General features: G+C 31.9%; 29 protein-coding genes, 2 tRNA genes and 1 riboswitch. Of the genes, 3 read left to right on the plus strand and 28 right to left on the minus strand.

Annotation, left to right across the window (positions count from 1 at the left end; genetic code table 11):
- Positions 1 to 137: 137 nt before the first annotated feature.
- From ACF91D_RS22140 to ACF91D_RS22225, 18 genes are all read right to left on the minus strand, one after another.
- Positions 138 to 211 (minus strand) — tRNA-Gly (locus tag ACF91D_RS22140).
- A gap of 21 nt (positions 212 to 232) precedes the next feature.
- A tRNA-Leu gene (locus tag ACF91D_RS22145) sits at positions 233 to 315 on the minus strand.
- A gap of 339 nt (positions 316 to 654) precedes the next feature.
- The gene (locus tag ACF91D_RS22150) at positions 655 to 1,104 is read right to left on the minus strand and encodes a SprT family protein (protein ID WP_039069732.1); all 450 of its coding nucleotides are present in this window, start codon (positions 1,102 to 1,104) and stop codon (positions 655 to 657) included.
- The gene (locus ACF91D_RS22155; protein WP_039069733.1) at positions 1,097 to 3,247 is read right to left on the minus strand and encodes a Tex family protein; all 2,151 of its coding nucleotides are present in this window, start codon (positions 3,245 to 3,247) and stop codon (positions 1,097 to 1,099) included. The genes ACF91D_RS22150 and ACF91D_RS22155 overlap by 8 nt, the downstream gene beginning before the upstream one ends.
- Positions 3,248 to 3,392: 145 nt before the next feature.
- Positions 3,393 to 4,163 (minus strand): RNA polymerase sigma factor SigB, encoded by a 771-nt coding sequence (sigB, locus tag ACF91D_RS22160; protein WP_039069734.1) that lies wholly within the window; start codon positions 4,161 to 4,163, stop codon positions 3,393 to 3,395.
- Entirely contained in the window at positions 4,138 to 4,620 is a 483-nt protein-coding gene (gene rsbW, locus ACF91D_RS22165; RefSeq protein WP_039069735.1) for an anti-sigma B factor RsbW, read from the minus strand. The genes sigB and rsbW overlap by 26 nt, the downstream gene beginning before the upstream one ends.
- A 1-nt stretch (position 4,621) precedes the next feature.
- Positions 4,622 to 4,948: an anti-sigma factor antagonist gene (locus ACF91D_RS22170; protein ID WP_029377954.1), complete on the minus strand. Its 327-nt coding sequence runs from the start codon at positions 4,946 to 4,948 to the stop codon at positions 4,622 to 4,624.
- Positions 4,949 to 5,027: 79 nt separating this feature from the next.
- Positions 5,028 to 6,029, minus strand: coding sequence for a SpoIIE family protein phosphatase (locus tag ACF91D_RS22175; protein ID WP_039069736.1), 1,002 nt, complete (start codon positions 6,027 to 6,029; stop codon positions 5,028 to 5,030).
- A 352-nt stretch (positions 6,030 to 6,381) separates the two neighbouring features.
- Complete coding sequence (locus ACF91D_RS22180; protein ID WP_039069737.1) at positions 6,382 to 6,744, minus strand: type II toxin-antitoxin system PemK/MazF family toxin; 363 nt, start codon at positions 6,742 to 6,744, stop codon at positions 6,382 to 6,384.
- A complete protein-coding gene (mazE, locus tag ACF91D_RS22185; protein ID WP_017722121.1) occupies positions 6,741 to 6,911 on the minus strand; it encodes a type II toxin-antitoxin system antitoxin MazE in 171 nt (56 codons plus the stop codon). The genes ACF91D_RS22180 and mazE overlap by 4 nt, the downstream gene beginning before the upstream one ends.
- 87 nt (positions 6,912 to 6,998) lie before the next feature.
- Positions 6,999 to 8,147 carry an alanine racemase gene (gene alr / locus ACF91D_RS22190; RefSeq protein ID WP_039069738.1) on the minus strand — a complete coding sequence of 383 codons (1,149 nt, stop codon included), beginning with the start codon at positions 8,145 to 8,147 and terminating at the stop codon, positions 6,999 to 7,001.
- 104 nt (positions 8,148 to 8,251) lie between these two features.
- Positions 8,252 to 8,614 (minus strand): holo-ACP synthase, encoded by a 363-nt coding sequence (gene acpS, locus ACF91D_RS22195; protein ID WP_039069739.1) that lies wholly within the window; start codon positions 8,612 to 8,614, stop codon positions 8,252 to 8,254.
- A gap of 62 nt (positions 8,615 to 8,676) precedes the next feature.
- Positions 8,677 to 9,168 carry a PH domain-containing protein gene (locus ACF91D_RS22200; protein ID WP_327621066.1) on the minus strand — a complete coding sequence of 164 codons (492 nt, stop codon included), beginning with the start codon at positions 9,166 to 9,168 and terminating at the stop codon, positions 8,677 to 8,679.
- Positions 9,155 to 10,663, minus strand: a complete 1,509-nt coding sequence (locus tag ACF91D_RS22205; protein ID WP_039069741.1) for a PH domain-containing protein — start codon at positions 10,661 to 10,663, stop codon at positions 9,155 to 9,157. The genes ACF91D_RS22200 and ACF91D_RS22205 overlap by 14 nt, the downstream gene beginning before the upstream one ends.
- The gene (locus tag ACF91D_RS22210) at positions 10,656 to 11,135 is read right to left on the minus strand and encodes a PH domain-containing protein (protein WP_039069742.1); all 480 of its coding nucleotides are present in this window, start codon (positions 11,133 to 11,135) and stop codon (positions 10,656 to 10,658) included. The genes ACF91D_RS22205 and ACF91D_RS22210 overlap by 8 nt, the downstream gene beginning before the upstream one ends.
- Before the next feature lie 189 nt (positions 11,136 to 11,324).
- Complete coding sequence (gene cshA / locus ACF91D_RS22215; RefSeq protein ID WP_039069743.1) at positions 11,325 to 12,848, minus strand: degradosome RNA helicase CshA; 1,524 nt, start codon at positions 12,846 to 12,848, stop codon at positions 11,325 to 11,327.
- A gap of 575 nt (positions 12,849 to 13,423) precedes the next feature.
- Positions 13,424 to 14,779, minus strand: a complete 1,356-nt coding sequence (locus ACF91D_RS22220) for a UDP-N-acetylmuramoyl-tripeptide--D-alanyl-D-alanine ligase (protein WP_069792678.1) — start codon at positions 14,777 to 14,779, stop codon at positions 13,424 to 13,426.
- 12 nt (positions 14,780 to 14,791) lie between these two features.
- On the minus strand, positions 14,792 to 15,862 hold the full coding sequence (locus tag ACF91D_RS22225; protein WP_039069745.1) for a D-alanine--D-alanine ligase: 1,071 nt from the start codon (positions 15,860 to 15,862) through the stop codon (positions 14,792 to 14,794).
- Between the two features lie 251 nt (positions 15,863 to 16,113).
- Between ACF91D_RS22225 and ACF91D_RS22230 the strand changes: the two genes are divergently transcribed.
- Positions 16,114 to 17,319, plus strand: a complete 1,206-nt coding sequence (locus tag ACF91D_RS22230) for an FtsW/RodA/SpoVE family cell cycle protein (protein ID WP_039069746.1) — start codon at positions 16,114 to 16,116, stop codon at positions 17,317 to 17,319.
- A gap of 433 nt (positions 17,320 to 17,752) precedes the next feature.
- On the opposite strand, the gene ACF91D_RS22235 is transcribed toward ACF91D_RS22230, so the two are convergent.
- The 3 genes from ACF91D_RS22235 to csoR form a co-directional block, all read right to left on the minus strand.
- Positions 17,753 to 17,893: an Lmo0850 family protein gene (locus ACF91D_RS22235; RefSeq protein ID WP_017722111.1), complete on the minus strand. Its 141-nt coding sequence runs from the start codon at positions 17,891 to 17,893 to the stop codon at positions 17,753 to 17,755.
- Positions 17,894 to 18,113: 220 nt separating this feature from the next.
- Positions 18,114 to 18,317 (minus strand): putative copper chaperone CsoZ, encoded by a 204-nt coding sequence (gene csoZ, locus ACF91D_RS22240; protein WP_039069747.1) that lies wholly within the window; start codon positions 18,315 to 18,317, stop codon positions 18,114 to 18,116.
- Positions 18,318 to 18,331: 14 nt separating this feature from the next.
- Complete coding sequence (gene csoR / locus ACF91D_RS22245; protein ID WP_039069748.1) at positions 18,332 to 18,625, minus strand: copper-sensing transcriptional repressor CsoR; 294 nt, start codon at positions 18,623 to 18,625, stop codon at positions 18,332 to 18,334.
- Between the two features lie 142 nt (positions 18,626 to 18,767).
- Between csoR and cls the strand changes: the two genes are divergently transcribed.
- Together cls and ACF91D_RS22255 are read left to right on the plus strand one after the other, a co-directional pair.
- On the plus strand, positions 18,768 to 20,252 hold the full coding sequence (cls, locus tag ACF91D_RS22250) for a cardiolipin synthase (RefSeq protein ID WP_327621067.1): 1,485 nt from the start codon (positions 18,768 to 18,770) through the stop codon (positions 20,250 to 20,252).
- Positions 20,253 to 20,358: 106 nt separating this feature from the next.
- Positions 20,359 to 21,003 carry an HD domain-containing protein gene (locus tag ACF91D_RS22255; protein ID WP_039069750.1) on the plus strand — a complete coding sequence of 215 codons (645 nt, stop codon included), beginning with the start codon at positions 20,359 to 20,361 and terminating at the stop codon, positions 21,001 to 21,003.
- Between the two features lie 117 nt (positions 21,004 to 21,120).
- Here the strand turns inward: ACF91D_RS22255 and yidC are convergent, their stop codons facing one another.
- From yidC to ACF91D_RS22290, 7 genes are all read right to left on the minus strand, one after another.
- On the minus strand, positions 21,121 to 21,990 hold the full coding sequence (gene yidC / locus ACF91D_RS22260) for a membrane protein insertase YidC (RefSeq protein WP_069792680.1): 870 nt from the start codon (positions 21,988 to 21,990) through the stop codon (positions 21,121 to 21,123).
- Between the two features lie 87 nt (positions 21,991 to 22,077).
- Positions 22,078 to 22,716, minus strand: coding sequence for a thiamine phosphate synthase (gene thiE / locus ACF91D_RS22265; RefSeq protein WP_327621068.1), 639 nt, complete (start codon positions 22,714 to 22,716; stop codon positions 22,078 to 22,080).
- Positions 22,717 to 22,718: 2 nt separating this feature from the next.
- Entirely contained in the window at positions 22,719 to 23,507 is a 789-nt protein-coding gene (gene thiM, locus ACF91D_RS22270; RefSeq protein WP_327621069.1) for a hydroxyethylthiazole kinase, read from the minus strand.
- Positions 23,500 to 24,321: a bifunctional hydroxymethylpyrimidine kinase/phosphomethylpyrimidine kinase gene (gene thiD / locus ACF91D_RS22275; RefSeq protein ID WP_101051262.1), complete on the minus strand. Its 822-nt coding sequence runs from the start codon at positions 24,319 to 24,321 to the stop codon at positions 23,500 to 23,502. The genes thiM and thiD overlap by 8 nt, the downstream gene beginning before the upstream one ends.
- A gap of 1 nt (position 24,322) precedes the next feature.
- Positions 24,323 to 25,003, minus strand: a complete 681-nt coding sequence (tenA, locus tag ACF91D_RS22280; RefSeq protein ID WP_039069055.1) for a thiaminase II — start codon at positions 25,001 to 25,003, stop codon at positions 24,323 to 24,325.
- A 75-nt stretch (positions 25,004 to 25,078) separates the two neighbouring features.
- Positions 25,079 to 25,177, minus strand: a riboswitch (TPP riboswitch).
- A gap of 251 nt (positions 25,178 to 25,428) precedes the next feature.
- Positions 25,429 to 26,133, minus strand: a complete 705-nt coding sequence (locus ACF91D_RS22285; RefSeq protein ID WP_039069056.1) for a transglycosylase family protein — start codon at positions 26,131 to 26,133, stop codon at positions 25,429 to 25,431.
- Between the two features lie 426 nt (positions 26,134 to 26,559).
- Positions 26,560 to 26,979 carry a single-stranded DNA-binding protein gene (locus ACF91D_RS22290; protein ID WP_039069057.1) on the minus strand — a complete coding sequence of 140 codons (420 nt, stop codon included), beginning with the start codon at positions 26,977 to 26,979 and terminating at the stop codon, positions 26,560 to 26,562.
- Positions 26,980 to 26,991 lie beyond the last annotated feature (12 nt).

Below are 26,991 nucleotides of genomic sequence, written 5' to 3' on the forward strand. Positions count from 1 at the left end.
TATGATGTTTGATTAGCTCATAAAATACTAATTTGTGTTATCTCTAACACTGTTTTGAACCAACAATTTAATGTTGTGTTCGGAATTAACGTTGACATATTGCAATTCAGTTTTCAATGTTCATTAAAATTTCTATATGGAGCGGGTGATGGGAATCGAACCCACAACATCAGCTTGGAAGGCTGAGGTTTTGCCATTAAACTACACCCGCTTATTTAAATAAGGTATTTGATGCGGCCGAGAGGATTTGAACCTCCACGGGAATACTCCCACTAGGCCCTCAACCTAGCGCGTCTGCCGTTCCGCCACGGCCGCTTAGCAAAACGGTTTTTCTCTTCTATTAAGTAACACATTCTATTATAATATATACTTAATATTTTGTCAATAACTTTTCAAATCAAATTAATGAAGTTAATATTTCTTTAACGAAAGTTGTTATTAATTTTTCAACGTTTATTATCTTATAACATATATAGCTAAACGTCAATATAAAACAAAAACTAAAATGAGTAAAATAACAACCATATATATTATACTTTACTTATGTTGTTAAAATACTCATTTATTTCTCGATTTAATAGTATTTTTAGTTTCTTTTACATAAAAAATTGAGCCTTAACATAACATTAAGACTCATTCCTTCAACTTAATATTCTATTTTTCTACTTGGGTTAACTTCCCTTTGCATTTGCCACAAACCATTTTCTTTGTGTTTACTTTTCTAATTCTCGGAAACTCAACACCACAGTTTTCACATTTATAGATATACTTTGCTCGTTCTTCGTATTTTTCTAAAGGGGCGCAAAATCTAGGCGCCCCTGTCTGTTTACTTAAAACCTTAAAATCTGCGTCTTTATGTTTATAACCTTTGCCTTGAATATGTAGGTGATAGTGACATAATTCATGTTTTATAATATCAATAATTGCCGATTCTCCGTATTTTATAAATTGCTTTTCATTTATTTCTATATTGTGTGAATTTAATATATAGCGTCCACCAGTAGTTTTTAATCTATTATTAAAATATGCTTTATGCTGAAATTCACAGCCAAAATACTTTCTAGATATTGTTTCAGTTAATTGTTGTATTTCATTGTTATCCATTAGGATCTATCATCGTTAATGACACTTTACCTTTTTTCTCATCAATATCTAAAATCCATACATCTACAATATCCCCAACACTTACAATATCCATTGGATTTTTAATAAACTTTCTAGACAATTTGGATACGTGTACTAAACCATCTTGTTTTACCCCTATATCTACAAACGCTCCAAAGTCTACTACGTTTCTAACAGTACCATGAAGTTTCATGTTTTTAGATAAATCTTCAATAGAAAGGACATCTGATTTTAAAATCGGAGTTTCAAATTCATCTCTAGGGTCTCTATTAGGTGCAATTAATGATTTTATTATATCTTCTAATGTAGGCTCCCCAATATTTAATTTCTCTGCTGTTGATTCAACATTCACATGATTTAATACTGATTTAAGTTGTTTTGATCCCAAATCTTTGGGAGTCATATCAATTTCTTTTAACAATTGATAAGTAACTTCATAACTTTCAGGGTGAATTGATGTATTGTCTAATGGTTCTTTACCATCCACTATTCTCATAAAACCAATACTTTGTTCAAATGTCTTTGCGCCTAATCGTTTTACTTTAGCGATATCTTTATTATGTGTTATTGCGCCGTTTTCTTCTCTATAATCTATTATATTTTGAGCAATAGTTGGTGTCAGACCAGAAACATATTGTAGTAATGAACGAGAAGCAGTATTAACATCAACCCCTACTTGGTTAACTGCCGTTTCAACTACAAACGTTAGCGCACCTTCCAAAGCTTTTTGATTTACATCATGTTGGTACTGCCCAACACCGATAGATTTCGGATCTATTTTAACGAGTTCACTTAATGGGTCTTGTACTCTTCTACCAATTGAAACTGCACTACGTTCTTCAACTTGAAACTCAGGAAATTCACTTCTTGCTATTTCTGAAGCAGAGTACACAGATGCACCGGCCTCGTTTACAATAATATATTGTACATTTAATTTATGTTTTTGAATCATTGTTGCAACAAATTGCTCTGTTTCTCTGCTAGCTGTCCCATTACCTATAGCAATCAATTCAACATCATACGCCTGTACAAATTGTATAAATGTTTTTTCAGCATCATCTTTTTTATTGATTGGCGGATGTGGATACATAACACCTTTTGCAACAAAAGTTCCGTATGGATTAATCACTGCAAGTTTACATCCAGTTCTAAACGCTGGATCTACACCTAGTATTTGCTTATCTTTCATTGGAGGTTGTAGCAATAAATTTCTTAAATTTTCGCTAAACACATCTATAGCATGATTTTCAGCTTTTTCAGTTAAATCCCCTCTTATTTCTCTTTCAATAGAAGGCATAATCAAGCGCTTCAAACTATCTTTTATAGCGTTTTCAATTATATAAGTACCTTCATGTTTATCATTTATTTCATTTTCGCGAATAAAGTTTTCAATGCCTTGAGTGTCCATTTCCACTTTTACGGTTAATACTTTTTCTTTCTCTCCACGATTAACAGCTAATACACGGTGATTTGCGATCTTTTTCACCGGTTCTGTATAGTCATAATACATTGAGAATATTTCCTTCTCATCTTCAGCGTTCTTTTTCTTTTGGGTGATAATACTGCCATGTTGGAATGTATCTTTTAAAATTTTTCTTCTATATTTAGGTTCATCTGATACTAACTCTGCAATGATATCTTGAGCACCTTTAATTGCATCTTCTACATTCGGAACCTCTTCTGTAATAAATTGTTGCGCTTTCGTTTCGACCGAAGTTTCTACTGCCGATTGTTTTAACCATTGTGCAAGTGGTTCTAACCCTTTTCTTTTTGCTTCTGTAGCCCTTGTTTTCTTTTTCTGTTTAAAAGGTCTATATAAATCTTCAACTCTCTGAAGTTTAGTCTGTTTTAAAATATCATTTTTTAGACCTGTTGTTAATAAACCTTGTTCTTCTATATTATGTATAACTTCTTCTTTTCTTTTTTGAAGATTAACCATATATTGATATTCATCATCAATTTGTTTAATTTCAACTTCATCCAAACCACCAGTTTGTTCTTTTCTATAACGAGCAATAAATGGCACAGTGTTTTTATCTTCTAATAATGTTAACACCGCATTGATTTGTTTAGTCGTAAAATTATATTTATCTCTTATAGATTGTATTAAATTACTATCCATAGAATCCTCCACTCACAATTATGTATTTATTTTTATCTATCTTATATATTTTAACATATTTGATTAACGCTTTATTTTAATTATATAACTACAAATAAAAAGGCAGCACCCTAAGTTTAGAGATCCTGCCTTTTGAATTTAATGATTATTTATTCGCAGCTTCTTGAAGTTTTTTAATCGCGGTTCTTTGTAATCTTGAAACATGCATTTGGCTCAAACCAATTCTTTCTCCTGTTTCTTTTTGACTTAAACCTTCGATAAACGTACATTGAATAATTTGTCTTTCTCTTTCAGTTAAAATAGGTAATATTTTTTCTAATATCATCCTTTTTTCTGTTAAATCATAATTATCATCTTGTTGTCCCATTATATCTAATAATGTCACTGTAGAACCATCTTTATCTGCTTCAATAGAATGATCAACACTTAATGCGTTATAACTTTGACCCATTTCCATTGCTTCTAATACATCTTCTTCATTCACTTCAAGTCTGTCTGCAATTTCTGTAATAGAAGGTGAGCGCTCAAGTTCATTTGTTAATTCATCTGTTACTTTCTTAATACGTGGTCCTATCTCTTTAATTCTTCTAGGTACATGGACACTCCATGTTTTATCACGTAAATAACGTTTTATCTCACCAATTACGGTTGGTACTAAAAAGGCTTCGAACTTTCTATCAAAGGACAAGTCAAACCGATTAATTGCACCGATTAAACCAACCATACCGACCTGAACGAGGTCTTCATGATGAGATTGACCTTTAGAATATTTATATGCCAATGATTCGATTAACTTTCTATAATGCTTTACAAGTTTATCTTGAGCATCAGAGTTTTCATTGTTTTGGTGCTCTGTAATCCATTGGTTAATTTGTTCAGGTGATACATCATTAACTGATTTCGACTCTCTCGCCATTATTTCGCACCTGCTCTTTTTTAATATACTTTATCATGCTGATTGTTACTCCTGATTTTTTATCAACCGTAACTTCATCCATTAATGATTCAATTAAAAACAGACCTAAACCTCCTTCTCTTAAGAAATCAATATTTTCATCTTCTTTATAAGGCCCTAATTGGGCTTTCGTTTCTTCATAATCAAAACTTTCTCCTTGGTCAGAGATGACGATTTTTATCTTATTATCAAAAATTTCAAAACATAGATTTATCATTCCTACATCATTTGGGTTATCTTTATAGGCATGTTTTACTGCATTAGTAACTGCTTCACTTACAGCAATTTTGGCATCTTCTATATCATCGTATGAAGCACCTGCGCGTGAAAATACGCCTGATAGGGTCAATCGTATCAAACTTACATATTCTGCTGTGGCTGGTAAACGCATTTCAATATAATCCTGTTTATGTTGCATGTTATTCGACCTCCGTTCCTTCATTAACATGCATCAAATCTTTTAATCCTGTAATATCAAATAGTCGGTTTATTCGATCTGAAACACCTAGAATATATAATTCCTTATCATTTTGGTTTAGCGCTTTTAATGTACCTACAAATAAACCTAAACCAGTCGAATCCATATAACTAACATTTTCTAAATTTACATATATATCATGCGTTCCTTCTTGTCTCATTGGAACTAAGACTTCTTCTAACTCAGGAACTGTATAAACATCCAGTTCCCCACCAACTTTCACCTCATAATGAGTATCATGAGTCACAGTTTCAATATTAAGGTTCATAACATTACACTCCTAATTATAGTCTCATTAATAACTTTTATACCCTTAAAGTTAAATTTTAAATCTAAATAATCAAAAACTAATTCACTCTTTTTATTATTAATATCGTTAAATCATCTCTTTTTTCAGGATTCTGTATCTTTAAAATAGCCTCATATAGAAGCTGCACTATATCCTGAGGATGCATATGCTTATATTTATGAATCATATCTAATAGATGATGTTTATCTAAAAAGTCTCCAGCTTCATTTCTAACTTCTGTCACACCATCAGTGAATATAATTACTAAGTCATCTAAATAAATCGGAATTTCTTGCTGTTTATATCGTGTCTGTTGACTTACCCCTAAGACTCGACCACGCACAGTAATTTCTTCGAATGCTTCAGTTTCAGCACGATAGACGTAGCCTGGCTCATGGCCAGCTGAACTACAATATAATAAGTGATTTAGTTCTTCATATAGTCCATAAAACATTGTTACAAACATATTTTGATTAACGTTTTTTTCTACCACACGATTCAATCTTTTCAAACCATCACTTGGTAACTGAGAATGTCCGTACGAGTCCATACCAAACTTTATCATACTCATGGCTAATGCAGCCGGAATACCTTTACCAATGACATCTGCTACTGCAAAACTCATCGTACCATCTTTATGATCAATGAGGTTGAAGTAATCTCCGCTTACTTTTTGCGCTGCAACAGAAATCACACCAATTTGTATACTATCAAATTGAGGTATATCTGTTTTCAACATTGTTTGTTGTAAACGTGATGCTAAATCAATTTCTTTATCATGATATTGCAAGCGATCTACTAATTGTTTATAGTCTCTATAGCTATAACCGAATCCTTTAACAATTTCTTTCAACACATTAAATGTTTTCAAGATTTGCGCTTCATCTAAATTTTGATTTTGTATGTGCTCTTTATGTATTTGCACGATATCTTCAGGCAATAAATCTTTTTTTACGACTTCTTCGGTAAAACGCTTACACTCATTTAATAATTCAATTGAATCATTTGTATGTAAGCTTTTATCAATTAGCGTTTTATATTGATTTTTGAATTCTTCCACGCGGTATTTTCCTCCTCAAAATGCAAATATAAATCGCATACATTGGATGTAACATAAATTTATGTTCTTGATGTATGTTTTAAATAGGATATGTAAATGCTGATTATTGCTTTAGCATCTCATTATATTGGATTAATAATTAGAAAAGTTTCTACTTTAATATTTAAAAAAGCTTTAGGATACCCTAAAGCTTCTCACTTAGACATCTTATGTAAAGGTATCCAACCACTATAATAAAATTCAAAATTCAACAAACTTAATTAACTCAACAATTAAATGGTTGTTACATGTTATAGCAAATCGATGTCTAGCATTTACTAATATATTTACTTATTAAGTAACCCCTTGAAACTTAGGATTTATTATTCCTAATATTATGTAATCCTAAACTTATATCAATAGCAATGTTAACTTCTTTCATTTTTTTCTCAGAAAGATATGTTAATTTTTCTTTTAGTCTATTTTTATCTAAAGTTCTGATTTGTTCTAACAATATAACAGAATCTTTATCAAGTTTATATTTACTTTTTTCTATTTCTACATGTGTAGGTATTTTAGCTTTATTAATCCTACCAGTAATTGCAGCCACAATTACTGTAGGACTATATTTATTACCAGTATCGTTTTGTATAATAACGACGGGTCTAATTCCCCCTTGTTCAGACCCTTGCACTGGTGACAAATCAGCTAAATAAACGTCTCCTCTTCTCATCATTCATTATTATTCTTGGAGCTAATGTAAACTTCATTGCAATCACAAGCTTCACATTCAAATGGAAAGGCTTCTGCTGCAAGGGAGAGATTTAAGTCAGCCATTTGAGAATAGCCTTCTTTTAATAGTTGTTCAATACTATGGTTTCTACTTTGATTAAAACTTGCCATGAATAAAGACCTCCAGGTGACTAAAATAGAATATATCGAGATTTCTTGTTAGATATATAATAACAAATTTTACATAAAGTGACTATACTATTTTAGCAATTCATTTCGAATTTCTAAGCCCTTAGTCTCATGATAAATCCTCGGCAATCTTCTACTCAGTCTACATAAAACCTCATAATTAATAGTTTTTTGTTGGTATGCCAACGCTTCAGCTGATTGTGGGTTATCACTATGATGGTCCATAATAATGACTTTATCTCCTGCTTCTATATCTTCAGGAATTTTTATAATTATCTGATCCATACATACTTTTCCAATGATTTCACATTGGATACCATTTACATTCACGCTAAAGCCTTTCATTATTCTTGGAAAACCATCTGCATATCCTACTGGAATAATACCTATTCTTGTTGGTTTATCAGCTGTATATACGCTACCATAACTTACTGATTCTCCAGCTTGAAGTATTTTAGTTTGAACAACCTCACTAATCCACTGTGCGCTAGGTTTTAAATGTACTTTAACATTCGTTTTTACATATTGTGATGGATAATAACCATATAGTGAAATGCCGACCCTAACTGCATTACAAAACTGTGTATCCTTCATTAATGCACCTGCTGAGTTTTGAGAATGTATATAATCTGGTTTATCAGCTTGATTAACTATTTCTTCAAATAGGGCTTGTTGTTCATTCATTGATTCACCAGCTTCATCTGCACATGCAAAATGAGTGAACACGCCTTCAAATACTAAATGCTCTTGTGAGTGGATAAGCGATATAACCTCTTTGTACTCATCAACGTCTTTCATACCTAATCTGCCCATACCAGTATCTAATTTAATATGTAGCCAAATATCTTTTTCATTTGTTTCTGGAATTTCTTGAATCGCATCAACCAACCAATCTTTCGAAGGGACTGTAATTGCAACACGATGTTGGATAGCTTTACTAATATTATATGAAGGGATTACACCTAATACGAGTATCTTTGCATCTATACCATGCATTCGCAACTCAATAGCTTCATCAAGCGTCGCTACCGCAAAAAACTCCGCACCATTTTCCATAAGTTGTCTAGCAATTGGTACGCTTCCTAGTCCATACCCATTTGCTTTAACTACAGGCATGACAGTTTTATTTGGATGTAATTTTTGAAAAACTTGAAAATTAGAGACAATGGCATTTAAATCCACATTCAAGTATGACGATCTATAGTACTTATCAGACATTAAATTTATACCTCCTATATGCTTATAATGATATACATATCTTTATATTAAATTAATTTTATAACACTCATAATAAGATAGCCAAATCAAACATACTGCAATTTTTAAAAAACATCATCAACTTCTAAAATAACTTGGCTCATTGCATAGTGTTCTGTATGCGTAATACTCACATGTACATTAAAATCACCGTAATAAACGCAAGGTTTTCCATTTTCGTCATTGAAGCAATCTATATCGTTAAAAGCAACCGTTTTACCAATTCCTGTCCCTAAAGCTTTGCTAAAAGCTTCTTTACATGCAAAACGTCCAGCTAGAAATTCCATTTTACGGTGTTCATTTTTAAATCCATTAAACTTATGTTGTTCATTTACTGTTAAAATACGTTCCACAAGTTTATCTTGCTTTTGGTAAAGTTTTTTTATTCTGTCAATCTCAATTAAATCCACACCTATACCGTGTATCATAGCGTTTCTCCTTACTTTTGCATAACTTTTTATTCACTTGTTTATAAACAGATAATTAGCAATTAGTTTGACTGGTTTTTGTCCTTATTTACGGATTTAATTTGTTGTTTCAACCTTGTGGCAGTTGTTTTATTAATAAATTTAATACTTATATTACCGCCAGCAGTTGATAATGTAAGATTTGCTAATTTATATTTCCTCATTAAAATCCCTTCATGTGTGTCTACATTTTGTATTCTAAATAACGGAACTTTCATTACTGACACAAACCACAAACCATTTCTAACTGTAACTACGTTATCATCTATATTATATTTGAAAATTTTATAACTATATATTGGAATGAAAATAACACTTATAATTAGATATACGAGCGCTATACTAACTCCAATAATAATAATCCATTTCATCTGCTCTTTATCAATCCATTCAAGCCATACATAGTTGACCACGTTAAATATAGTGAATGCAATTAACAAAATCGCTACAGTAATAGTTGCAGAGAGTCGCATCACTGTCTTACCTGACTCATGCATATTGTTATAGTTCTCCATCATTTTCACCTCTCAAGTACCAACACCTAAGTATTTGAACATGCTTCTGCGGATTAAAATCAAGACCTATTGCTTCATTACCCGCAGCTTTTGCAATAATAAAATTAAAGTTTCCTAAATTACTTTTAATAAGAAATGGATTGCGTTTTATTTCCATCCCTAATATTTTATTATGTTTAAAATATGAATTTCTAAATCCAAATAGAGTCACATTGCGTATCACGATTTCGTCATTTTCCACCTTTAAACCGGAATACTTAACAACAAGATAGCTATGTATGATTAATAATAATATTATTATACCGGCGATCAAGAACACCCAAGGCTCCCAAAAATAATTAATAATAACAGCCCCAACAACAATGACAATTGACTCCTTCCAAAAATGTCTATGGAAACCTCTCCAAGGCATGCCTTGCTCTGGCTTTTCAAATGACATATTAGGAATTAAATTTTTGATAATTGCATAGCCTTTATCTCGCTTAATAAATGGAAGAATCATAACATTGCCATCTAAAGATACATCATCTTTATCGTTACCGTTCATATCACTTGTTATGACAAAATGGATGGCCGTATAGCCAAATAATTTCCTCAAAAATGATTGTTTTTCAACAATTGCCTGCACTCTATCTGTAGGGACAGTAATACTTTTCACATTAAAAAGACCATATTTAATATTTAACTGATTGTTGTTTTGCGTCACTGTATAATTAAAATTACGTACAATGACAATAAATGTTCCTACTATATAACTTATTGCTATAACTATTGCTATCATCATGAGCACTATAACGAAAATTGCTTGCGAAATTTGTGCAAATTCATCCGTTAACCAATCCCAAGGAATGACGTTCGACAAACCACCAATAATTGGTGATAGCGCAGCAAATGCAACACCTATTGCACCACTAGTTAGTGCCATAAATAACAATTCTTTAAAGTTAAGCTTATATAAATGTACTGGCTGATTATCTACTTCAGTATTATGTTCATCTTCTGCCGAAATATCCATCTTACTTTGCGTTTCATCACTATCATTGATTAATTCTTTTTGCTTATCTCTCAAAGCTTGCTGAATCGTTTCACTTTGTGATTTTGACACTGTATCTAAATCAATACCATCACTAGGCGTCTTAATTTGTAATTTCACGCCCCCAACTAATTGATTGATAATGCCTTGTGATGTGTCTAACGTTTGAATACGACGAATATTTAATTCTTTTCTTTCTTTTGTAAATATACCTGTTGCTAAAACAAAATGATCATTTTCTATCCAATAGCGTGTGTTATATACTTTTAGCACTTGATTTATGAATGAAATAATAAAAAACAAACTTACTATACCTGGGAAGATATAAGCATAAATATTTGTGAAATCAAAATCTCTAATATTAAATACTAAAAAAATAATGATTAAAAAGATGTTTTGCTTAATTGCTTCAATAATACCTGTTAAGTAAGAAATGGGATGCAGTTTTTGTGGTTTATACATCAAAATCAGCTCCTTTCAAATAACCAAGCGTCATTGATTCAAATGCTTTTGAGTCTTTAATCGATATTAGTGGAAAGCTCACACGATGACCCGCTGTAACTAATGAAACTTTAGCCAAATCTAGCTTCTTTAAAATTGGGTTGTTTTTGCGTTCAGTAAATTGAGTACGTTCAAGTTTTACAATTTTTTGAGTTTTAAAAAAGAAATCAAATTTAACTTCTATATAATTTTCCATAATTCGATAATAAGTATACCGATAAGTAATCCAAGGTTTTAGGACAGCATATATAATATCAAATAAAATAAATGCGTATATTAAGTAGATTATAAAATGCCACCAATTAAAATGACTCCATAAAAATATTAAGACAATTGCTATAATCATATTAACTATAAATGATAGTCCCTCACTAATATAATAGTAAGTTAATGCTTGGCTAGGACTTTTCTTAAATAGTTGTTCGCTCGACATATATACACTCCTCTATTGAGATTTCAACTCATTATAACATAAGGCTATTGCACGCTTCACTTCCCTTTTATCAAATGTATCTATTAAACTGTGTTTCGATAACAATATGTAATTTATATATGAACACAAAAAATCACCCCAAATAATTGGGATGATTAAACCTAAATTTCATATATGATAAATTATTTACTATTTTTTATGGTCGGCAAATGTGCGACCTTTCATTGATTTCTTATTGTTGTTTCTGTCTGAAGAAGGTCTGTCATTTTTTTTCTTATTGTTGAATCCGCCTTTACTTGAACGACGGTTTTTGTTATCAAATTTGCCACCGCCACGTTTGTGATTGCCACCACCACGTTTTGGTCCACCTTTACCTTGACGACCTTTGCCGCGAGATAACGGTTTTTCAAATGTTAATTGAACATCAACATCATCATTTGATTCAACCAACTCTTGCAATAATGCTGCAACTAAATTCACATCATTATATTCTTCGATTAACTCAGTAGCAATACGTTGTAATCTAGGCTCGCTGTCTCTAGACATCCAATTTTGAACTTTACCTTTAATGTCGTTTTCACGTGCTTTAAGCACTTCTTTGCGATGAGGTGGTCTCAAAGCTGTCATTTGACGTTTGTTTGCTTGTTCAATTTGACGGATATAATCCATTTCAATTGGGTTAACGAATGTAATCGCAACACCCTTTTTACCAGCACGACCAGTACGTCCAATTCTGTGTGTATAACTTTCAGTATCTTGAGGAATATCGAAGTTATAAACATGGCTTACACCTGAAATGTCTAAGCCTCTTGCTGCAACATCTGTTGCTACTAAAATGTCTAACTGGTCATTTTTGAATTTTTTCAATACTTCTAAACGTTTTGCTTGTGTGATATCACCATGTAATCCTTCAGCTTTGTATCCTTTTGAAATTAACGCGCTTGTTAATTCATCAACACGACGTTTTGTACGACCGAATACAATAGCTAGTTCTGGTTGATGTACATCTAAGAAACTTGTAAATGTATCGAATTTTTCTAATTCTTTTACAATAGTATAAAATTCTTCAATTTGTGGATCAGATGTTTCATTGTTCATTGTTTTAACAATAACAGGTGATTTCATGAATTGTTGTACTAATGTTTGAATTGCTTTAGGCATAGTAGCTGAGAACAACATAGTTTGACGTTGTTCTGCAGGTATTTTATCCATAATAAATTTCATGTCATCGATGAAGCCCATGTTCATCATTTCATCCGCTTCATCTAAAATTAACGTATGAATATCAGTTGTTTTTAATGTGCGACGATTTAAGTGATCTATCACACGACCTGGCGTACCTACTACGATTTGTGGTCCTTTTTTAAGCGCTTTGATTTGGCGGTCGATTGGCATGCCACCAAATACTGTAACTACTTGTACATTTTGTCCTTTAGCAAACGATTTTAGTGATTCTGCAACTTGCATCGCTAATTCTCTCGTTGGTGCAAGGATTAATGATTGAACGCCTTCTTGGTCTGCCACTTTTTCAATTAATGGAATACCAAATGCGCCTGTTTTACCTGTACCAGTCTGCGCTTGACCAAGAACATCTTTGCCTTCTAAGGCAAGAGGGATACTCTCTTTTTGTATAGGAGTGGCCTCATCGAACCCCATGGATTGTAGGGTTTCTGCCATCTTATCTGAGATCCCTAATTCTTTAAAATTTTGCAATATAATTCTCCTTTATTTATCTGTATTTCTATACATATATGTTCACTTAAGTTTCTTCAACTTCTTTATAGTACCACCTCAAGTATATAATCGCAATAAACCAAATTTGATTAAATAAGATATATCATGTGTATTGAATATTCTTATCGTCATGTTAAACCTTGTAAGACATAGGTTGTAAGCGTTTAAATTTATTTTCCAATATGAGTTTCAACTTTCGAAAAAATTTTGTTAATTAATTTTTTAAGTTAATTGTCAGATTAGTATAGTTTTAAAGTGTAGCTACCTTTTACTTTAAATATATTTATTTAAAGTTTTTAAATATATCCAACATTATAATAAAAATCCATAATATTGTATGTACATGTTAATAACTTAATCGTGTGTAAGTAATTTTAACTTTGTACTTAACTGTTTATAATATTATTCAATAATCTCATGTGCTAATAGCATAGCTAAGACCGAGACATTTTACGCCCCGGCCTTATATATTAAGATACGTTATATATATGATAACGAAATTAAATAGTATGGCTAACTTTAGCTATTAATATCGTTATTTAATATGAGCTTACTTAGATTAATACTTCAACGACTTCTTCTAATTTCATGCCTCTTGAACCTTTTACTAATACTTTATCTTCTGGTTGTACATATGTTTTTATAGTTTGGATCAACTTTTGTTTATCCTCAAAATGCTCGACATGGTTAACATATTGTTTGCCTACATTGCTTATATATTGCGACTCCGTACCAAAAGTAAATAGTGTATCTATAGCTTTACCATCTAAATATTTTCCAACTTGTTCATGCATGATTTGGCTATCAGGGCCTAATTCTAATACATCGCCCAATACTAATATTTTTCTACCATCCATCACTGTTAAAGTATCAATAGCCGCTTTCATACTTGTCGGGCTTGCATTATAAGCATCATTTATTACTAACGAATTATCAGAAGTATGATACTGTTGCATTCTCATACCAGTCAATTGAACTTTACTTAGATTATTAAAAATTGTGTCGTAACTCAAATTCAATCTCTTACCTACAGCAATCGCAATCGTAGCATTTTTCATATTATGTTCACCTAATATTGGTAGCTCAAATCGCTCTTCTTCATTAATAGTAAATGCAATACCATCATTATTAATAGACTCCATTTGACTTACAAGTGAATTAGTTGAATTTTTACCTATGCTAATTAAGTCGACATTAGTTAATTGATTTACATAAGGTTCTAACAACGGCTCGTCTCCATCATAGATAAACAAACCACCTGGTTGTAAGCCAACAGTAATTTCAGATTTAGCTTTCGCAATACCTTCTCTAGAACCTAAATCTTGCATATGTGACTCACCAATATTTGTTATTACTGCAATATTAGGCTCCGCTAAATTTGATAAAAATTCAATTTCGTGAAAACCTGACATTCCCATCTCAAGAATTGATATTTCAGTATCTAAATCCAATTCTAAAATAGTTAAGGGCATACCAATTTCATTGTTATAATTACCTTGTGTTTTCTTAACTTTAAATTGTGGTTTTAGCACACTTTCAATCATATCTTTAGTAGTAGTTTTACCATTTGATCCTGTAACTGCAATGACTTGAGGATTTACAAACTCTAAATAAGCTTTTGCAAGTTGTTGTAATGCTGTTAACGTATCTTCGACCCATATAATCGGGCCATCAACACGTTCATCTAATGGCATCCCTTTTTGGTAAAACGAAGCACCTGCACCATCTTTTAATGCTTGTGCTACATATTTATGTCCATCAACGTTCTCACCTTTAAACGGAATAAATAAATTTTGACTTTTAATATCGCGTGAATCAATAGAAATACCTTGTATACCTTGGTCCATATACTCATTATCAATTTCACAAGGAATCCATTCTTGAATTTGTTCTAACGTTACCTCAATCATAATTTATCCGCCTCAATCAATTTTGTATTTATTTTGTTTTTTATCTTTGTGTTTTTCTTTAGCTAATTCAATTAATTTTTTAATCAAATCTGCGTAGGACACGCCCATATTTTCCCAAAGACTAGGATACATACTAAATGCAGTAAATCCTGGCATAGCATTAGTCTCATTTATGAAAATTTGATTATCTTCAGTAACAAAGAAATCGGCACGTAATAAACCTGAACAGTCAGTTGCTTTAAATGCTTCTACAGCCATATTTCTTAAAGTCATTTGAACTTCTTCATCTAGGTCAGCTGGAATTTCTAATCTAATCTTTCCATCTTTGTATTTTGATTTATAATCGTAGAACGCAACATCTTTAACGACCTCTCCTGGCCAAGTTGTTTCTGGATAATCATTACCCAATACAGCAACTTCGATTTCTCTAGCATCAATCCCCTGTTCAATAACTAACTTACGGTCAAACTGAAAAGCTTCTTCAATACCAACTTTTAATTCTTCTTCATTATTACATTTACTAATTCCTACACTTGAGCCTAAGTTAGCTGGTTTAACAAACACTGGATATTCTAATTTATCATGAACCAATTTCAAGATATTACCTTCATATTTATGATATTCACTTCTTAAAAAACTCACATATGGCAATTGAGGTAAACCTCTGTGTGCAAAAAGTTGTTTCATTACTAATTTATCCATTGAACTTGAGGCAGCTAAAACGCCATTACCTACATAAGGTATATCCAATACTTCAAACAAACCTTGGATTGTACCATCCTCACCATTTGGCCCATGTAATACAGGGAAAACAGCACTATAAGGATTGCCAGTACTACCTACGTTAAGCAATTGGGATATTTCTCCCGCTTCAACTTCTGTTAAACGTAAAGTGTCTATATCATTTATAGTGTCTACGATATTTTCTTTCTTTTTCCATGCACCATCATTTGTTATGTAAATAATATCTACTTGATATTGTGCTTTATCAATAGCATTCAAAACATTTTGTGCTGTTAATATTGAAACATCGTGTTCTGCACTTTTTCCTCCGTATACGATACATACATTTTCCTTAGCCATATTTTAGCCTCCATATACAATTCTTAAACTACATCATATCACGATTTAATAATTTTTTGCATTTGTTTAGTAGTATAAAAAGCATTTATTTTTCAAAGGTATCTTGAGTATATTTTTAAAGTTTTACAGTATCATAATAATTATAATTTTCTAAATAAAGCACCCTCATTCTAGCAAAATATGCTAAAGTTCGGTAAAATCTAAATATAATACAAATATAAAGAAATCTAAGTAGTTTAAAGGGGTAAGAAATGAGAATTTCACGTCAATTAAAAAATAACCATTGGATACGGCGGATTGACTGGGTTTTAATAGGTATCCTCGTATTATTAGCAATAATAAGTGTCACAATTATTAATTCAGCTATGGGTGGCGGTCAATATAGCGCCAATTTTAGCATAAGACAGATTTTATATTACGTATTAGGCGGTCTAATCGCGTGTTTAATCATGCTTGTATCACCTAAAAAATTAATGAAATATACATACTTGTTGTATTTTTTACTTTGTATAGCCTTATTTATACTACTCATTATTCCAGAAACACCTATCACACCTATCATTAATGGAGCGAAAAGTTGGTATAAATTGGGACCAATTAGTGTACAACCTTCAGAATTCATGAAAATTGTACTCATATTAGCCCTCGCCAAGTTAGTTTCTAGACATAATCAATTCACCTTTAATAAATCATTAGAGACTGATTTTAAACTATTATTAAAAATTGCAGGTATTTCAATTATCCCAATGGGTCTGATATTATTGCAAAATGATTTAGGAACTATGTTGGTACTTTGCGCTATTATAGTAGGGATTATCGTTGTAAGTGGTATTTCTTGGAAGATATTAGCACCTGTATTTATTACAGGAATCGTCTTTGCATCTAGCATTATTCTTTCAATCATTTACAAGCCTTCGCTAATTGAAAATAGTTTCGGTATCAAAACATATCAAATGGGACGTATTAATTCTTGGCTCGACCCATATACTTATAGTAGTGGTGATGGTTACCATTTAACCGAATCTCTTAAAGCTATTGGATCGGGCCAACTGTTCGGTAAAGGATTTAACCATGGTGAAGTTTATATTCCAGAAAACCATACAGATTTTATCTTTTCCGTTATCGGTGAAGAATTTGGATTTATTGGTTCTGTTATCTTAATATTAGTTTTCTTAGCCTTTATATTCCATTTAGTTAGACTTGCTACGAAATTTGAATTACCCTTTAGTAAACTATTTATTATTGGATACGCTGCCCTTATTTTATTCCACGTGTTACAAAACATAGGAATGACTATTCAGCTGTTGCCAATAACAGGTATACCATTGCCATTTATTAGTTACGGTGGTAGTTCATTATGGAGTTTGATGTGCGGAATCGGTGTTATATTATCGTTCACTTATCACCAACCGAAACAATTTTCATCAACAACTCCGTTAACTAGATCAAAGACTTAAGTTACATTACGTTTTCGTAATATAATGCTTCGTCTATAAACAAAACACAACAACGCAACATTAATACACAAAACAATTCTAGAATTAGACTTATATAATCAACAACTCCGTTGATTATTAAAATCGAAAAGTTTTTCAATAGCGTAGTGTTGCCTTTGGACTCTCCGAGATAAAGCCCATGTATAAACTACTAATAACTTTAATCCAATTATCTATCACATAGATAACAATCAACCCAAATTACAAATATACGCCTCTAAAGTTATACAAAAATATAGCTTTCAGGGGCGTATTTTTTAAAATCAAATATAATATATGCGCTATTTTTCATCAAAAAACAGGACTGATTATTATATCAATCCTGTTTCTTATAGCGTCAAATAAAAAAAGCGACTAGAACCATTGGCTCCAATCACTTCATTGGGTAACTTGACTATTTCAATTCGTTAGCGGTTTTCACAGTTGTTGGTAGAGTATGCATAACTTCTAATCGTGATTTGGTTTTCTTTATGTTTACCCCTAATGATGATAATAGTTTAACTACATTTTGAATTTTTTCGTTATCTTTATTCATATCATCACCCCTAAATTTCTAGCTTCTACTATATCTTACCCTTTTTAAATATAAAATACCACATTATATTCAATTTTTTTAATTTACTTCAAAAAAATAGTGATTTTTATTGTAATATTTCATTTAAACTTTAGTTTTTCTGTTGTAATTTTACATTTTATAACTATACTAAAGCTATTTAAACTCAAATTGTAAGATAATTCACTTTAAATTTAGTTTGTTATAATATTTGATAACCAAGATCATAAATTTCTTTTTCTAAATTATTTAAACTCGCAGGTGTTTCGAAATCAATAAGTATTTCACCTTTATCACTATCGATAGCAACATTGTGGACGCCTATAACATTCATTAACTGTTGTTTTATTTGATATTGTTGTTGCTCTGTATTAATGACTGAAATATTAATTACTTTTGATTGCACTCTTGTCACCTTTCCTAATCTTTCATTAATTTTTGAAAAGTTACTAATAGTTCTTCCATCGCTTCCTCTTGTTGACCTTTTTCCACTTTATCCATGATACAACTTTTCATATGATGATCCAACAATTTAGTTGCTACACTGTTTAATGCAGAACGCGTCGCTCTAATTTGAGTAAGCACGTCATCACAATAAACATCTTCATCTATCATTCGATTAATTGCTCGTACTTGCCCTTCTATTCTGTTAAGCCTTGATTTCAAATTTGATTTTATTTGTTCTGAATGATGCGCTTTTTGAATTTCTGTCACTTTCTCAACACCTCCTACTTATATCATACATATGATATACCCCTTATAGGTATTAGTCAAGTGATAAAAGCCTATGAACATGTTACAATAGTTAAGACTTTCACTAGTTAAAAATTTATTAATTGTATTTTGGAGGTTTAATATGATAGAAATATTTTCAATGTCACTCAATTATACTAATGTAGTGATTAACATCATTTTGATTACTTCATTTATATTAAACCTTATCTTTGCGTTTACAATTATTTTTATGGAACGAAGATCAGCTGGTTCGGTATGGGCTTGGCTTTTAGTCCTTGTGTTAATTCCTATCTTAGGTTTTATTATTTACCTATTTATTGGAAGACAAATTCAGCGCGATCACATCTTCTCATTGGATGAAGATGATAAAATCGGTATTGAAATGATTGTAAATGAACAACTAGAAGCCTTAAAGAATGATAATTTTTCTAAAGGCAATCATCAAATCGTGAAGTTTAAAGATATGGTTCAAATGTTGTTATATAATAATGCTGCTTTCTTAACAACAGATAATGAAATTAAAATCTTTACTGATGGTAAGAAAAAATTTAATTCTCTTCTTAAAGATATAGAGGAAGCAACTGACTATATCCATATTCAATACTATATTTTTAGAAATGACTCACTTGGCAAACTTATACTAAATGCTCTCGAACGTAAGCTTGAACAAGGCATAGAAGTTAAAATGCTTTATGACGATATGGGGTCCAGAGGTTTATCGCTGAAAGATTTTAAATCTTTTAGAAAAAATGGAGGGCAAGTAGAAGCATTTTTCCCTTCTAAATTGCCATTAATCAATCTGAGAATGAATAATCGGAATCACAGAAAAATTGTTATTATTGATGGTCATATTGGTTATGTTGGTGGTTTTAATGTCGGAGAAGAATATTTAGGTAAGAAGAAAAAGTTTGGTTATTGGAGAGATACTCATTTACGTATCGTTGGTGATGCTGTCAACGCCTTACAATTACGTTTCATGCTAGATTGGAACTCGCAAGCTACTCGTGATAATCTCAAATATGCTGATCGCTATTTCCCTGATGTAGATTCTGGCGGTACTATCGGTGTACAAATAGCATCCAGTGGTCCAGATGAAACCTGGGAACAAATTAAGTATGGTTATTTAAAAATGATCGCTTCAGCAAAACAGTCTATTCATATTCAATCGCCTTACTTTATCCCAGATCAATCATTTTTAGATGCAATAAAAATTGCAGCGCTTGGTGGTGTTGATGTTAGTATTATGATCCCTAATAAACCTGACCATCCATTTGTTTATTGGGCAACATATAATAACGTTGCTTCTTTATTAGATGCAGGTGTAAATATTTTCCATTATAATAATGGATTCTTACATTCAAAAACATTAGTGATTGATGATGAAGTTGCAAGTGTAGGTACTACTAATATGGATCATCGTAGCTTTACATTGAACTTTGAAATTAATGCCTTTATTTACGATACGCATATAGCAAAAGAATTAAGATTAGCATTTGAAAAAGACTTGGAAGTATCCTATAGATTAACTAAAGAAATTTACCAACAGCGAAACTTATGGATTAAATTTAAGGAAGGTATTTCTAGATTGTTATCTCCTATATTATAGTTTGTTATGAGGTTTAAGATAATGTTTATAATCGTAAAACAACTTAGACCTTTATTTTATAAATAGTATATATTCATCAACATACAACTTTAGAGGTGATTTTATTTTGAATCATACAGACATACTTAATCAGGCTAATGATTATATGGTTCAGTTTCATGTTGACGATACGACTGGTCATGACATCGCTCACGTTAACCGTGTTGTTAATATGGCAACATACATTTCAGAACAAGAACAAGCAGGTGATTTGTTAACAATCCAACTAGCAAGCTTGTTGCATGACACCATTGATTCAAAACTTACAAATACTCATAAAGCATTGCAGAATTTGGAAAATTTTCTAAGAAACTTACAAATAGCATCCGAGCAGCAGCACCAAATCTTACATATCATAGAACATATTAGTTATAAGAATGGACGAAATAATTACGTACCATTATCTATTGAAGGTCAAATTGTAAGGGATGCTGATAGATTAGATGCTATTGGTGCTATTGGTATTGCTAGAACTTTTCAATTTTCCGGTCATTTTAAAGAGCCTATGTGGGTAGAACATGATACAAAACGTATTAACGAAGTCGATGCCTCTTTTTATAGCGAATGGCAGCCTTCTGCTATTAAGCATTTTTATGAAAAGTTATTTAATCTTAAAGATTTAATGCACACAACTACTGCAAAGCAAATCGCACAACAACGCCATAAATATATGGAGCAATTTGTCGAACAATTTTTTAGTGAATGGTACTAGTTGTAACATTAAATTTAAACAATCAAAAAGCTTTCCAAATCAAAAAGCAACCCGAACTAATTAACTATTAGTCCGAGTTGCTTTTTATATCTAGGAACCTAATTCCTGGTGCTTACTTTATTTCTTTTTGTTTTTCTTAGATACTACTTGTGTATTTTTACCTTTACCAGCTGAATCTGCTTTGTTTTTCTCCATTGCTTCAATCATCGGTGCCACTTCTTTTTTAGCAAGTTTTGAATAGTACATATTCGCTACTTGTGTTTGTACAATCAAGAATGCCGCACTGACGGACCAATATAAACCTAACGCAGATGCAGAGCTCAATGCAATCCACACAATCATTATAGGTGAGATGACCATCATCATATAACCCATTTGACGTTGTTCGTTTGGCATACTCTTACTTGAAACATACGCTTGTAAGAAGTATAAAATACCTGCAATAATTGTAATCCAAATATCTGGTTGGGCTAAATTAAACCATAAAAAGTTAGGATGTTCAGTAAAACCTCCACTTGAAGGGTATTTTAATACGAAGAATAATCCCATAATAATCGGCATTTGGATTAAGATTGGTAAACAACCTAACATGCTCTTCATAGGGTTCATATCATATTTTTTATAAACTTCCATCATTTCTTGGTTTGCTGCCATTTTCTCTTCTTGCGTACGTGAACGTTTAACCTTTTCTTGAATTGCATCAATATCTGGTTTTGCAATCTTCATTTTTTCACGCATCATGTGACTGTTTTTATAGTTTGATAACATGAATGGCAATAATACTACACGAATCGCCAATACAAGTACTATGATTGCTAGACCATAGTCATTATTAAAACTAGTTCCTAACCAATGTATAACTTTGTCCATCGGCTCTACGAACGTGTTATAGAAAAATCCATCTCTATTTCCAGGTTTTGAATAGTCACAGCCTGCTAAAAAGACCATTACACCTAATAATAAAGGGAGTAGCGCTTTCTTCTTCATTTTTCCACCTCTAATGATATATTCACATAGAATTTATTTTATCATATTAGAAGGGAAGTAGAAAACAAAAAAAGAAATTTTTATACTTTAATCAACATTTTGTAAAAATTGTCTAACTGTCTTACTTACATTAGCGCTTTTACTAATTGCAGAAATGATTGATACACCATCAGCTCCAGCTTGAATTATTTCTTTAGTATTATCAACCGTGATACCACCTATTGCAACGAGTGGAAAATCATCAATATAGCTGCGTAATTTAGGTATCATTTCGGGACCTACTGGTAAGTTCGCATCCTTTTTAGAATTAGTAGCATACATAGGTCCAACGCCGATATAATCAACATAAGTTAAATCAGATTGTTGATATTCATTAACATCACTAATACTTAAACCAATAATTTTATTTTTAAATTTTTGTGCAAACTCCGTAACTTTCATATCATTTTGTCCTACATGAATGCCATCAGCATTAATATTTTCAGCTAATGCCACATCATCATTTACTATAAAAGGTACATTATAAGACTGACATAATTCTAATAACTGTTGGGCCATTTCACGCTTATCATTCCCAATTAAAGCGCCGTCACCCTTTTCTCTATATTGAAACATAGTTATTCCTGAATCTAATGCTATTTTCACAACTTCTTTTATTGATTTTGATGAAGGTATATCTTGCGTTCCACAAATAAAATATACTTTTAGACTATCTTTATCAAACATAGTTACACCTCTTGCCTATTACTCATTTTTAAATAGTGATCATATTTAATATGATAAAGTGCGTTTAATAACTCAACCATAAATGAACCGGGTCCGTTATTTTTTGAATTTTGTTCTGCTTGTTCTGAAGCTATATTATAAATTGATATAGCCTCTATCAACATTTCTATAGTCACTTTGTTATCTTTATTTAAAAAACTAGCAATAACTGCACCTAGTAAACAACCAGCGCCTGTTACTTTCGCAAGTAATGGTGACCCGTTAGATAATTTATAAATTTGATTGTCTTGGACTACAACATCCACTTCACCTGTTATGGCTATCGCTGTATTAAATAGATTATATGCATTTTTAGCAATAGTAATCGCATCCAAGTCTTGGTCACTATCTGTTCCTTTCATTTTCGTATCTGTATCCATCAACGCTAAAATTTCTGACGCATTACCTTTGATTACGGCAACATCAATTTCTTTTAAGAAAGTCGCACAAAAATCTTTTCTATATTGAGACGCGCCTACCGCTACAGGGTCAAAAACAATGGGTGTCCCTATTTGGTTTGCAGTTTTAGCAATCTTTAAAATGTCAGCTTCTCTAGCTTTCGTCAGTGTACCAATATTGATTAATAATGCATTCGCATAAGTCAGCATATCAACTGCTTCTTCTGGTGCTTCACTCATAGCTGGACTTGCGCCTATGCTTAATAAGCCATTGGCTGTAAAATTCTTCACTACATCATTCGTATAACAAATAACTAACGGATTGTTTTCTCTTAATAAATTCAAGCTATTCATCATCTAAACCTACTTTCTTCATATATGCGAAATGGTTTACTGGTCCTCTACCCTGACCGATTTCAGGTGTATACTTGATACTTAATGAAATAAAGGCTTTGGCTTTTTTCACGGCTTCATAAATTGATTTACCTTTCGCAAGTTCGGCAGTGATTACTGCTGAAAATGTACAACCTGTACCATGTGTATGTTTCGTTTCATAACGTGGATCCTCAAAAGTATAAACATTATCTTTGGTAAATAAGTAGTCTTTAGCTACATCTAAATCTTCAGCATGTCCACCTTTAATCACAACACCTTTACTACCAATCTCATTTATAAAAATTTCACCTGCTTTATAAATAGATGCTTCATCTTCTATGGTCAATCCAGTGATTTCTTCTGCTTCAGGTAAATTAGGTGTTGCCACTGTAGCAAAAGGTAATAAAATATTTTGCAAATCCTTTTTAGCATCGTCATCCATCAATGAATCTCCACTTTTTGCTAGCATAACTGGATCTATAACATATGGTATATTAGGATACTTTTCTAAATACCCTTGGATGACTTTCATCATATCTTTAGATGCAATCATCCCTGTTTTAATTGCATGTGGTAACTCATCATCAAAAACACTACTAAGTTGTTCAGATAACCATTGTGTTTCTAAGTTATGGATATGTTGAACGCCTTTCGTGTTTTGGGCTACAATACTTGTTACAGTGGCCATACCGTACACACCGCAAGCATGAAAAGATTTTAAATCTGCCATAACGCCCGCACCGCCAGTTGGGTCAGTACCTGCGATAGTTAAAGCGATTTTTGGTTTTTTCATTTTATTCCCCTCCATATAACCAGTCTTCTTCTATATATGACATATTAAAGAAATTACGTTCATGAATCGTACTCTGTAAAAAGCACATTTTTATTTCATGCTTTTCATCCACAGTACATGCTTCAGTTAGTTTATTCAAGAATTTGTCAAATACATCGACTAGTTCATCCATTTCAGTACTATAAAAGTCGAACCATTTTGCTAATATTGAATTTCTATTTAATTGCTTATCCTGTAAAGCACGTTGAGCAATCGCTTGATAGACGTATGGACAAGGTGCCATAGCAGCAATTGTATATGCGGCATTTTCTTTTGCATACGCATTAAAATACATGTGTTTAATGTAATGATCACCACTTGGTGGCCATACCTTTTCGCTTACAATATTATCATAATTTTCTCCAACATATTCAGCTAATATTTCATGTGCTTCTACTTCACCTTCAACAATAAACTGAATTTGTTCCACTAAAAATTTCACGTCTTCTAGTTTATTCACTTTTGGAATAAGCAATGCATATATATTTGCAAATTCTTTTAGATATGATGCGTCAGCACGCAAGTAAAATTTCGTTGCATCAATGGGTAAATCTCCTTGCAACATCCCTTGAATAAATGGATCATTATAAATATCATCTATGATATGTTGAGACTCTTTTTTTAACGCTTCTGAAAATAACAAATGATTTCCTCCTATAAATAAAAACTACATTCCAACTAGGAATGTAGTTAATTAATAGAAAGGTATAGCAATTTAACTATAATTAAACTACTTTCCTACGTTGGTATTAACCAAATCAGGTTGTAAGGGTCTGACTTAAATCATCTCAGCCTAAAGGCTCCCCTAGTAGATTTTATATATTGTATTTATTTAAAACATATCAAAGTACGCTAGCTATTGCAATAAAATGGTTTATATATAGCCGTGAACATTGAAGTCTATTTCGCTAAAATAATCTCGTTGAATTAATCCATTTCTTACAGGAAATCCAATTATTTTTAACTTTATAAAATACAACAGCTTATAATCTAAACGATAAAAAAGCCCACGACATTTATTTATGTCATGGACTTCTAAAAATTAAAATTCATTTCATTACTGTTATATTATGCAGTAACCCATTGTGAAGCGCCAACTTCATCATATAATTTTTGAGCTGCAGCGTCTTGTACTGCTTCTGGTGCATTAGCAGCTGGTTGACCTTGATATTCAGATGGTGCTACTGAATCCCATGTGCTTTGTAAGAATTGGAATTTACCTGAAGCACCTGATGATGGGTTTGTAGCATGAATATCGCCACCTGATTCACGTTGTGCGATTTGTTGTAAGTGTGCATTCACGCCTGATGAACCTTCTGAAGCTTCACTTGAGCTTGATTCGTTTGAACTAGCAGAAGATTGTGAAGTTGCTTCTTGTTGTGGTTGTTGTGTAGTTTCTTGTTGAGGTGCAGCTTCTTGTGCTGGTTGTTCTGATCCAGCTTGAGTTGGTTGAGCTTGCTCTTCTTGTACATTATTATTTGTAGTTTGCTCTACTGACGTATTTGACCCTTCACCTGAAGCATCACCGTAGTTCCAGCTGAAGTTTTCACCGTCTGAAGTAAAGTTAAAGTCTTTGTTATTGTATGTGAAATTAATATCATACGCACCTTCTTGAACTGGTGCTTCATTTAATGATTCTGGATTAGTTAGTGCTTGTTGCGCTAATTGAGCTTTGTCGACACCTTGTTCAGAAGCGTCAGCAGAATTTCCTGCTGCAAAGCCTGTTACTCCAAGTCCGACTGCTAAAGTTGATGCGATTACTGTTTTTTTCATTGTAAAAAAGTCCTCCTATAAGGTAAATAAGTTATTTATGATTAATTTGCAAGTACAACTATAACATTCATAAAACCATTGTAGGTTACAGTGAAGTGAAAAAATCTATAGTTTCTTTACGATTAAATTACATATAAATATATTTTGAAATTAATTTTTTTCTGTTTAAATACTACTGTGAAAGTTTTTTGGAATATACCCTCGTTATACTATATGTAATAATATTGTAATTTATCTGATTATTCTGTGTAATCAAGATGTTTTATACAATTTTCCATCTTCTCTCAAAGCTTTTTAAATTTAAAAAGCTACCCCTCTATGACGCTTACATTAAGAGGGATAGCCTGAAGAAGTATAATTGATAGTAGGATTTAATGTATATAGATTTGGGTGGGTTAATTTTGAGGTAGGTTTAAATTGGGAGTATTATACAATTTCGTATATATCATTATCTCGTAAAGTTATTTCTTTATTTGAATTATGAACTTGCTCTATAGGGAATATTTCACGTAATTCATTAACTTCATCTTTGTTTCTTGGAGACATAAATTTAATAGTTTCAATAAAAAGTTCTGATACAAAATGCATCTGCCCTTCTTTTTCATATTTTCTTGATTGCATTCGACCAGTGATTCCCACTAGTGATCCTTTATTTAAATATAGTTCGATATTATTAGCTATTTTACCAACAGCCTTACAATATAAATAATCACAGATGGTGTTTTGTTCTTGATCTCTATAATTTCTTGTTATTGCTACACACATTGTAGCTAACTTACTCCCCTCCTTTTCGTAAATTTTAGGGTCTTTGGTTAATCTCCCTACTATGACAATGTTGTTAATCATATGTCACCTCCT

The sequence above is a fragment of the Staphylococcus sp. 231237_7MaSpsaltlick genome, from assembly GCF_043107035.1.

Coding starts and splice junctions, on each gene's coding strand:
- ACF91D_RS22150 (WP_039069732.1), bottom strand. CDS start 1,104: ATGGATAACAATGAAATACAACAATTAACTGAAACAATATCTAGAAAG.
- ACF91D_RS22155 (WP_039069733.1), bottom strand. CDS start 3,247: ATGGATAGTAATTTAATACAATCTATAAGAGATAAATATAATTTTACG.
- sigB (WP_039069734.1), bottom strand. CDS start 4,163: ATGGCGAGAGAGTCGAAATCAGTTAATGATGTATCACCTGAACAAATT.
- rsbW (WP_039069735.1), bottom strand. CDS start 4,620: ATGCAACATAAACAGGATTATATTGAAATGCGTTTACCAGCCACAGCA.
- ACF91D_RS22170 (WP_029377954.1), bottom strand. CDS start 4,948: ATGAACCTTAATATTGAAACTGTGACTCATGATACTCATTATGAGGTG.
- ACF91D_RS22180 (WP_039069737.1), bottom strand. CDS start 6,744: ATGATGAGAAGAGGAGACGTTTATTTAGCTGATTTGTCACCAGTGCAA.
- mazE (WP_017722121.1), bottom strand. CDS start 6,911: ATGGCAAGTTTTAATCAAAGTAGAAACCATAGTATTGAACAACTATTA.
- alr (WP_039069738.1), bottom strand. CDS start 8,147: ATGTCTGATAAGTACTATAGATCGTCATACTTGAATGTGGATTTAAAT.
- acpS (WP_039069739.1), bottom strand. CDS start 8,614: ATGATACACGGTATAGGTGTGGATTTAATTGAGATTGACAGAATAAAA.
- ACF91D_RS22200 (WP_327621066.1), bottom strand. CDS start 9,168: ATGGAGAACTATAACAATATGCATGAGTCAGGTAAGACAGTGATGCGA.
- ACF91D_RS22205 (WP_039069741.1), bottom strand. CDS start 10,663: ATGTATAAACCACAAAAACTGCATCCCATTTCTTACTTAACAGGTATT.
- ACF91D_RS22210 (WP_039069742.1), bottom strand. CDS start 11,135: ATGTCGAGCGAACAACTATTTAAGAAAAGTCCTAGCCAAGCATTAACT.
- ACF91D_RS22220 (WP_069792678.1), bottom strand. CDS start 14,779: ATGATTGAGGTAACGTTAGAACAAATTCAAGAATGGATTCCTTGTGAA.
- ACF91D_RS22225 (WP_039069745.1), bottom strand. CDS start 15,862: ATGGCTAAGGAAAATGTATGTATCGTATACGGAGGAAAAAGTGCAGAA.
- ACF91D_RS22230 (WP_039069746.1), top strand. CDS start 16,114: ATGAGAATTTCACGTCAATTAAAAAATAACCATTGGATACGGCGGATT.
- ACF91D_RS22235 (WP_017722111.1), bottom strand. CDS start 17,893: ATGAATAAAGATAACGAAAAAATTCAAAATGTAGTTAAACTATTATCA.
- cls (WP_327621067.1), top strand. CDS start 18,768: ATGATAGAAATATTTTCAATGTCACTCAATTATACTAATGTAGTGATT.
- yidC (WP_069792680.1), bottom strand. CDS start 21,990: ATGAAGAAGAAAGCGCTACTCCCTTTATTATTAGGTGTAATGGTCTTT.
- thiE (WP_327621068.1), bottom strand. CDS start 22,716: ATGTTTGATAAAGATAGTCTAAAAGTATATTTTATTTGTGGAACGCAA.
- thiM (WP_327621069.1), bottom strand. CDS start 23,507: ATGAATAGCTTGAATTTATTAAGAGAAAACAATCCGTTAGTTATTTGT.
- thiD (WP_101051262.1), bottom strand. CDS start 24,321: ATGAAAAAACCAAAAATCGCTTTAACTATCGCAGGTACTGACCCAACT.
- ACF91D_RS22285 (WP_039069056.1), bottom strand. CDS start 26,133: ATGAAAAAAACAGTAATCGCATCAACTTTAGCAGTCGGACTTGGAGTA.
- ACF91D_RS22290 (WP_039069057.1), bottom strand. CDS start 26,979: ATGATTAACAACATTGTCATAGTAGGGAGATTAACCAAAGACCCTAAA.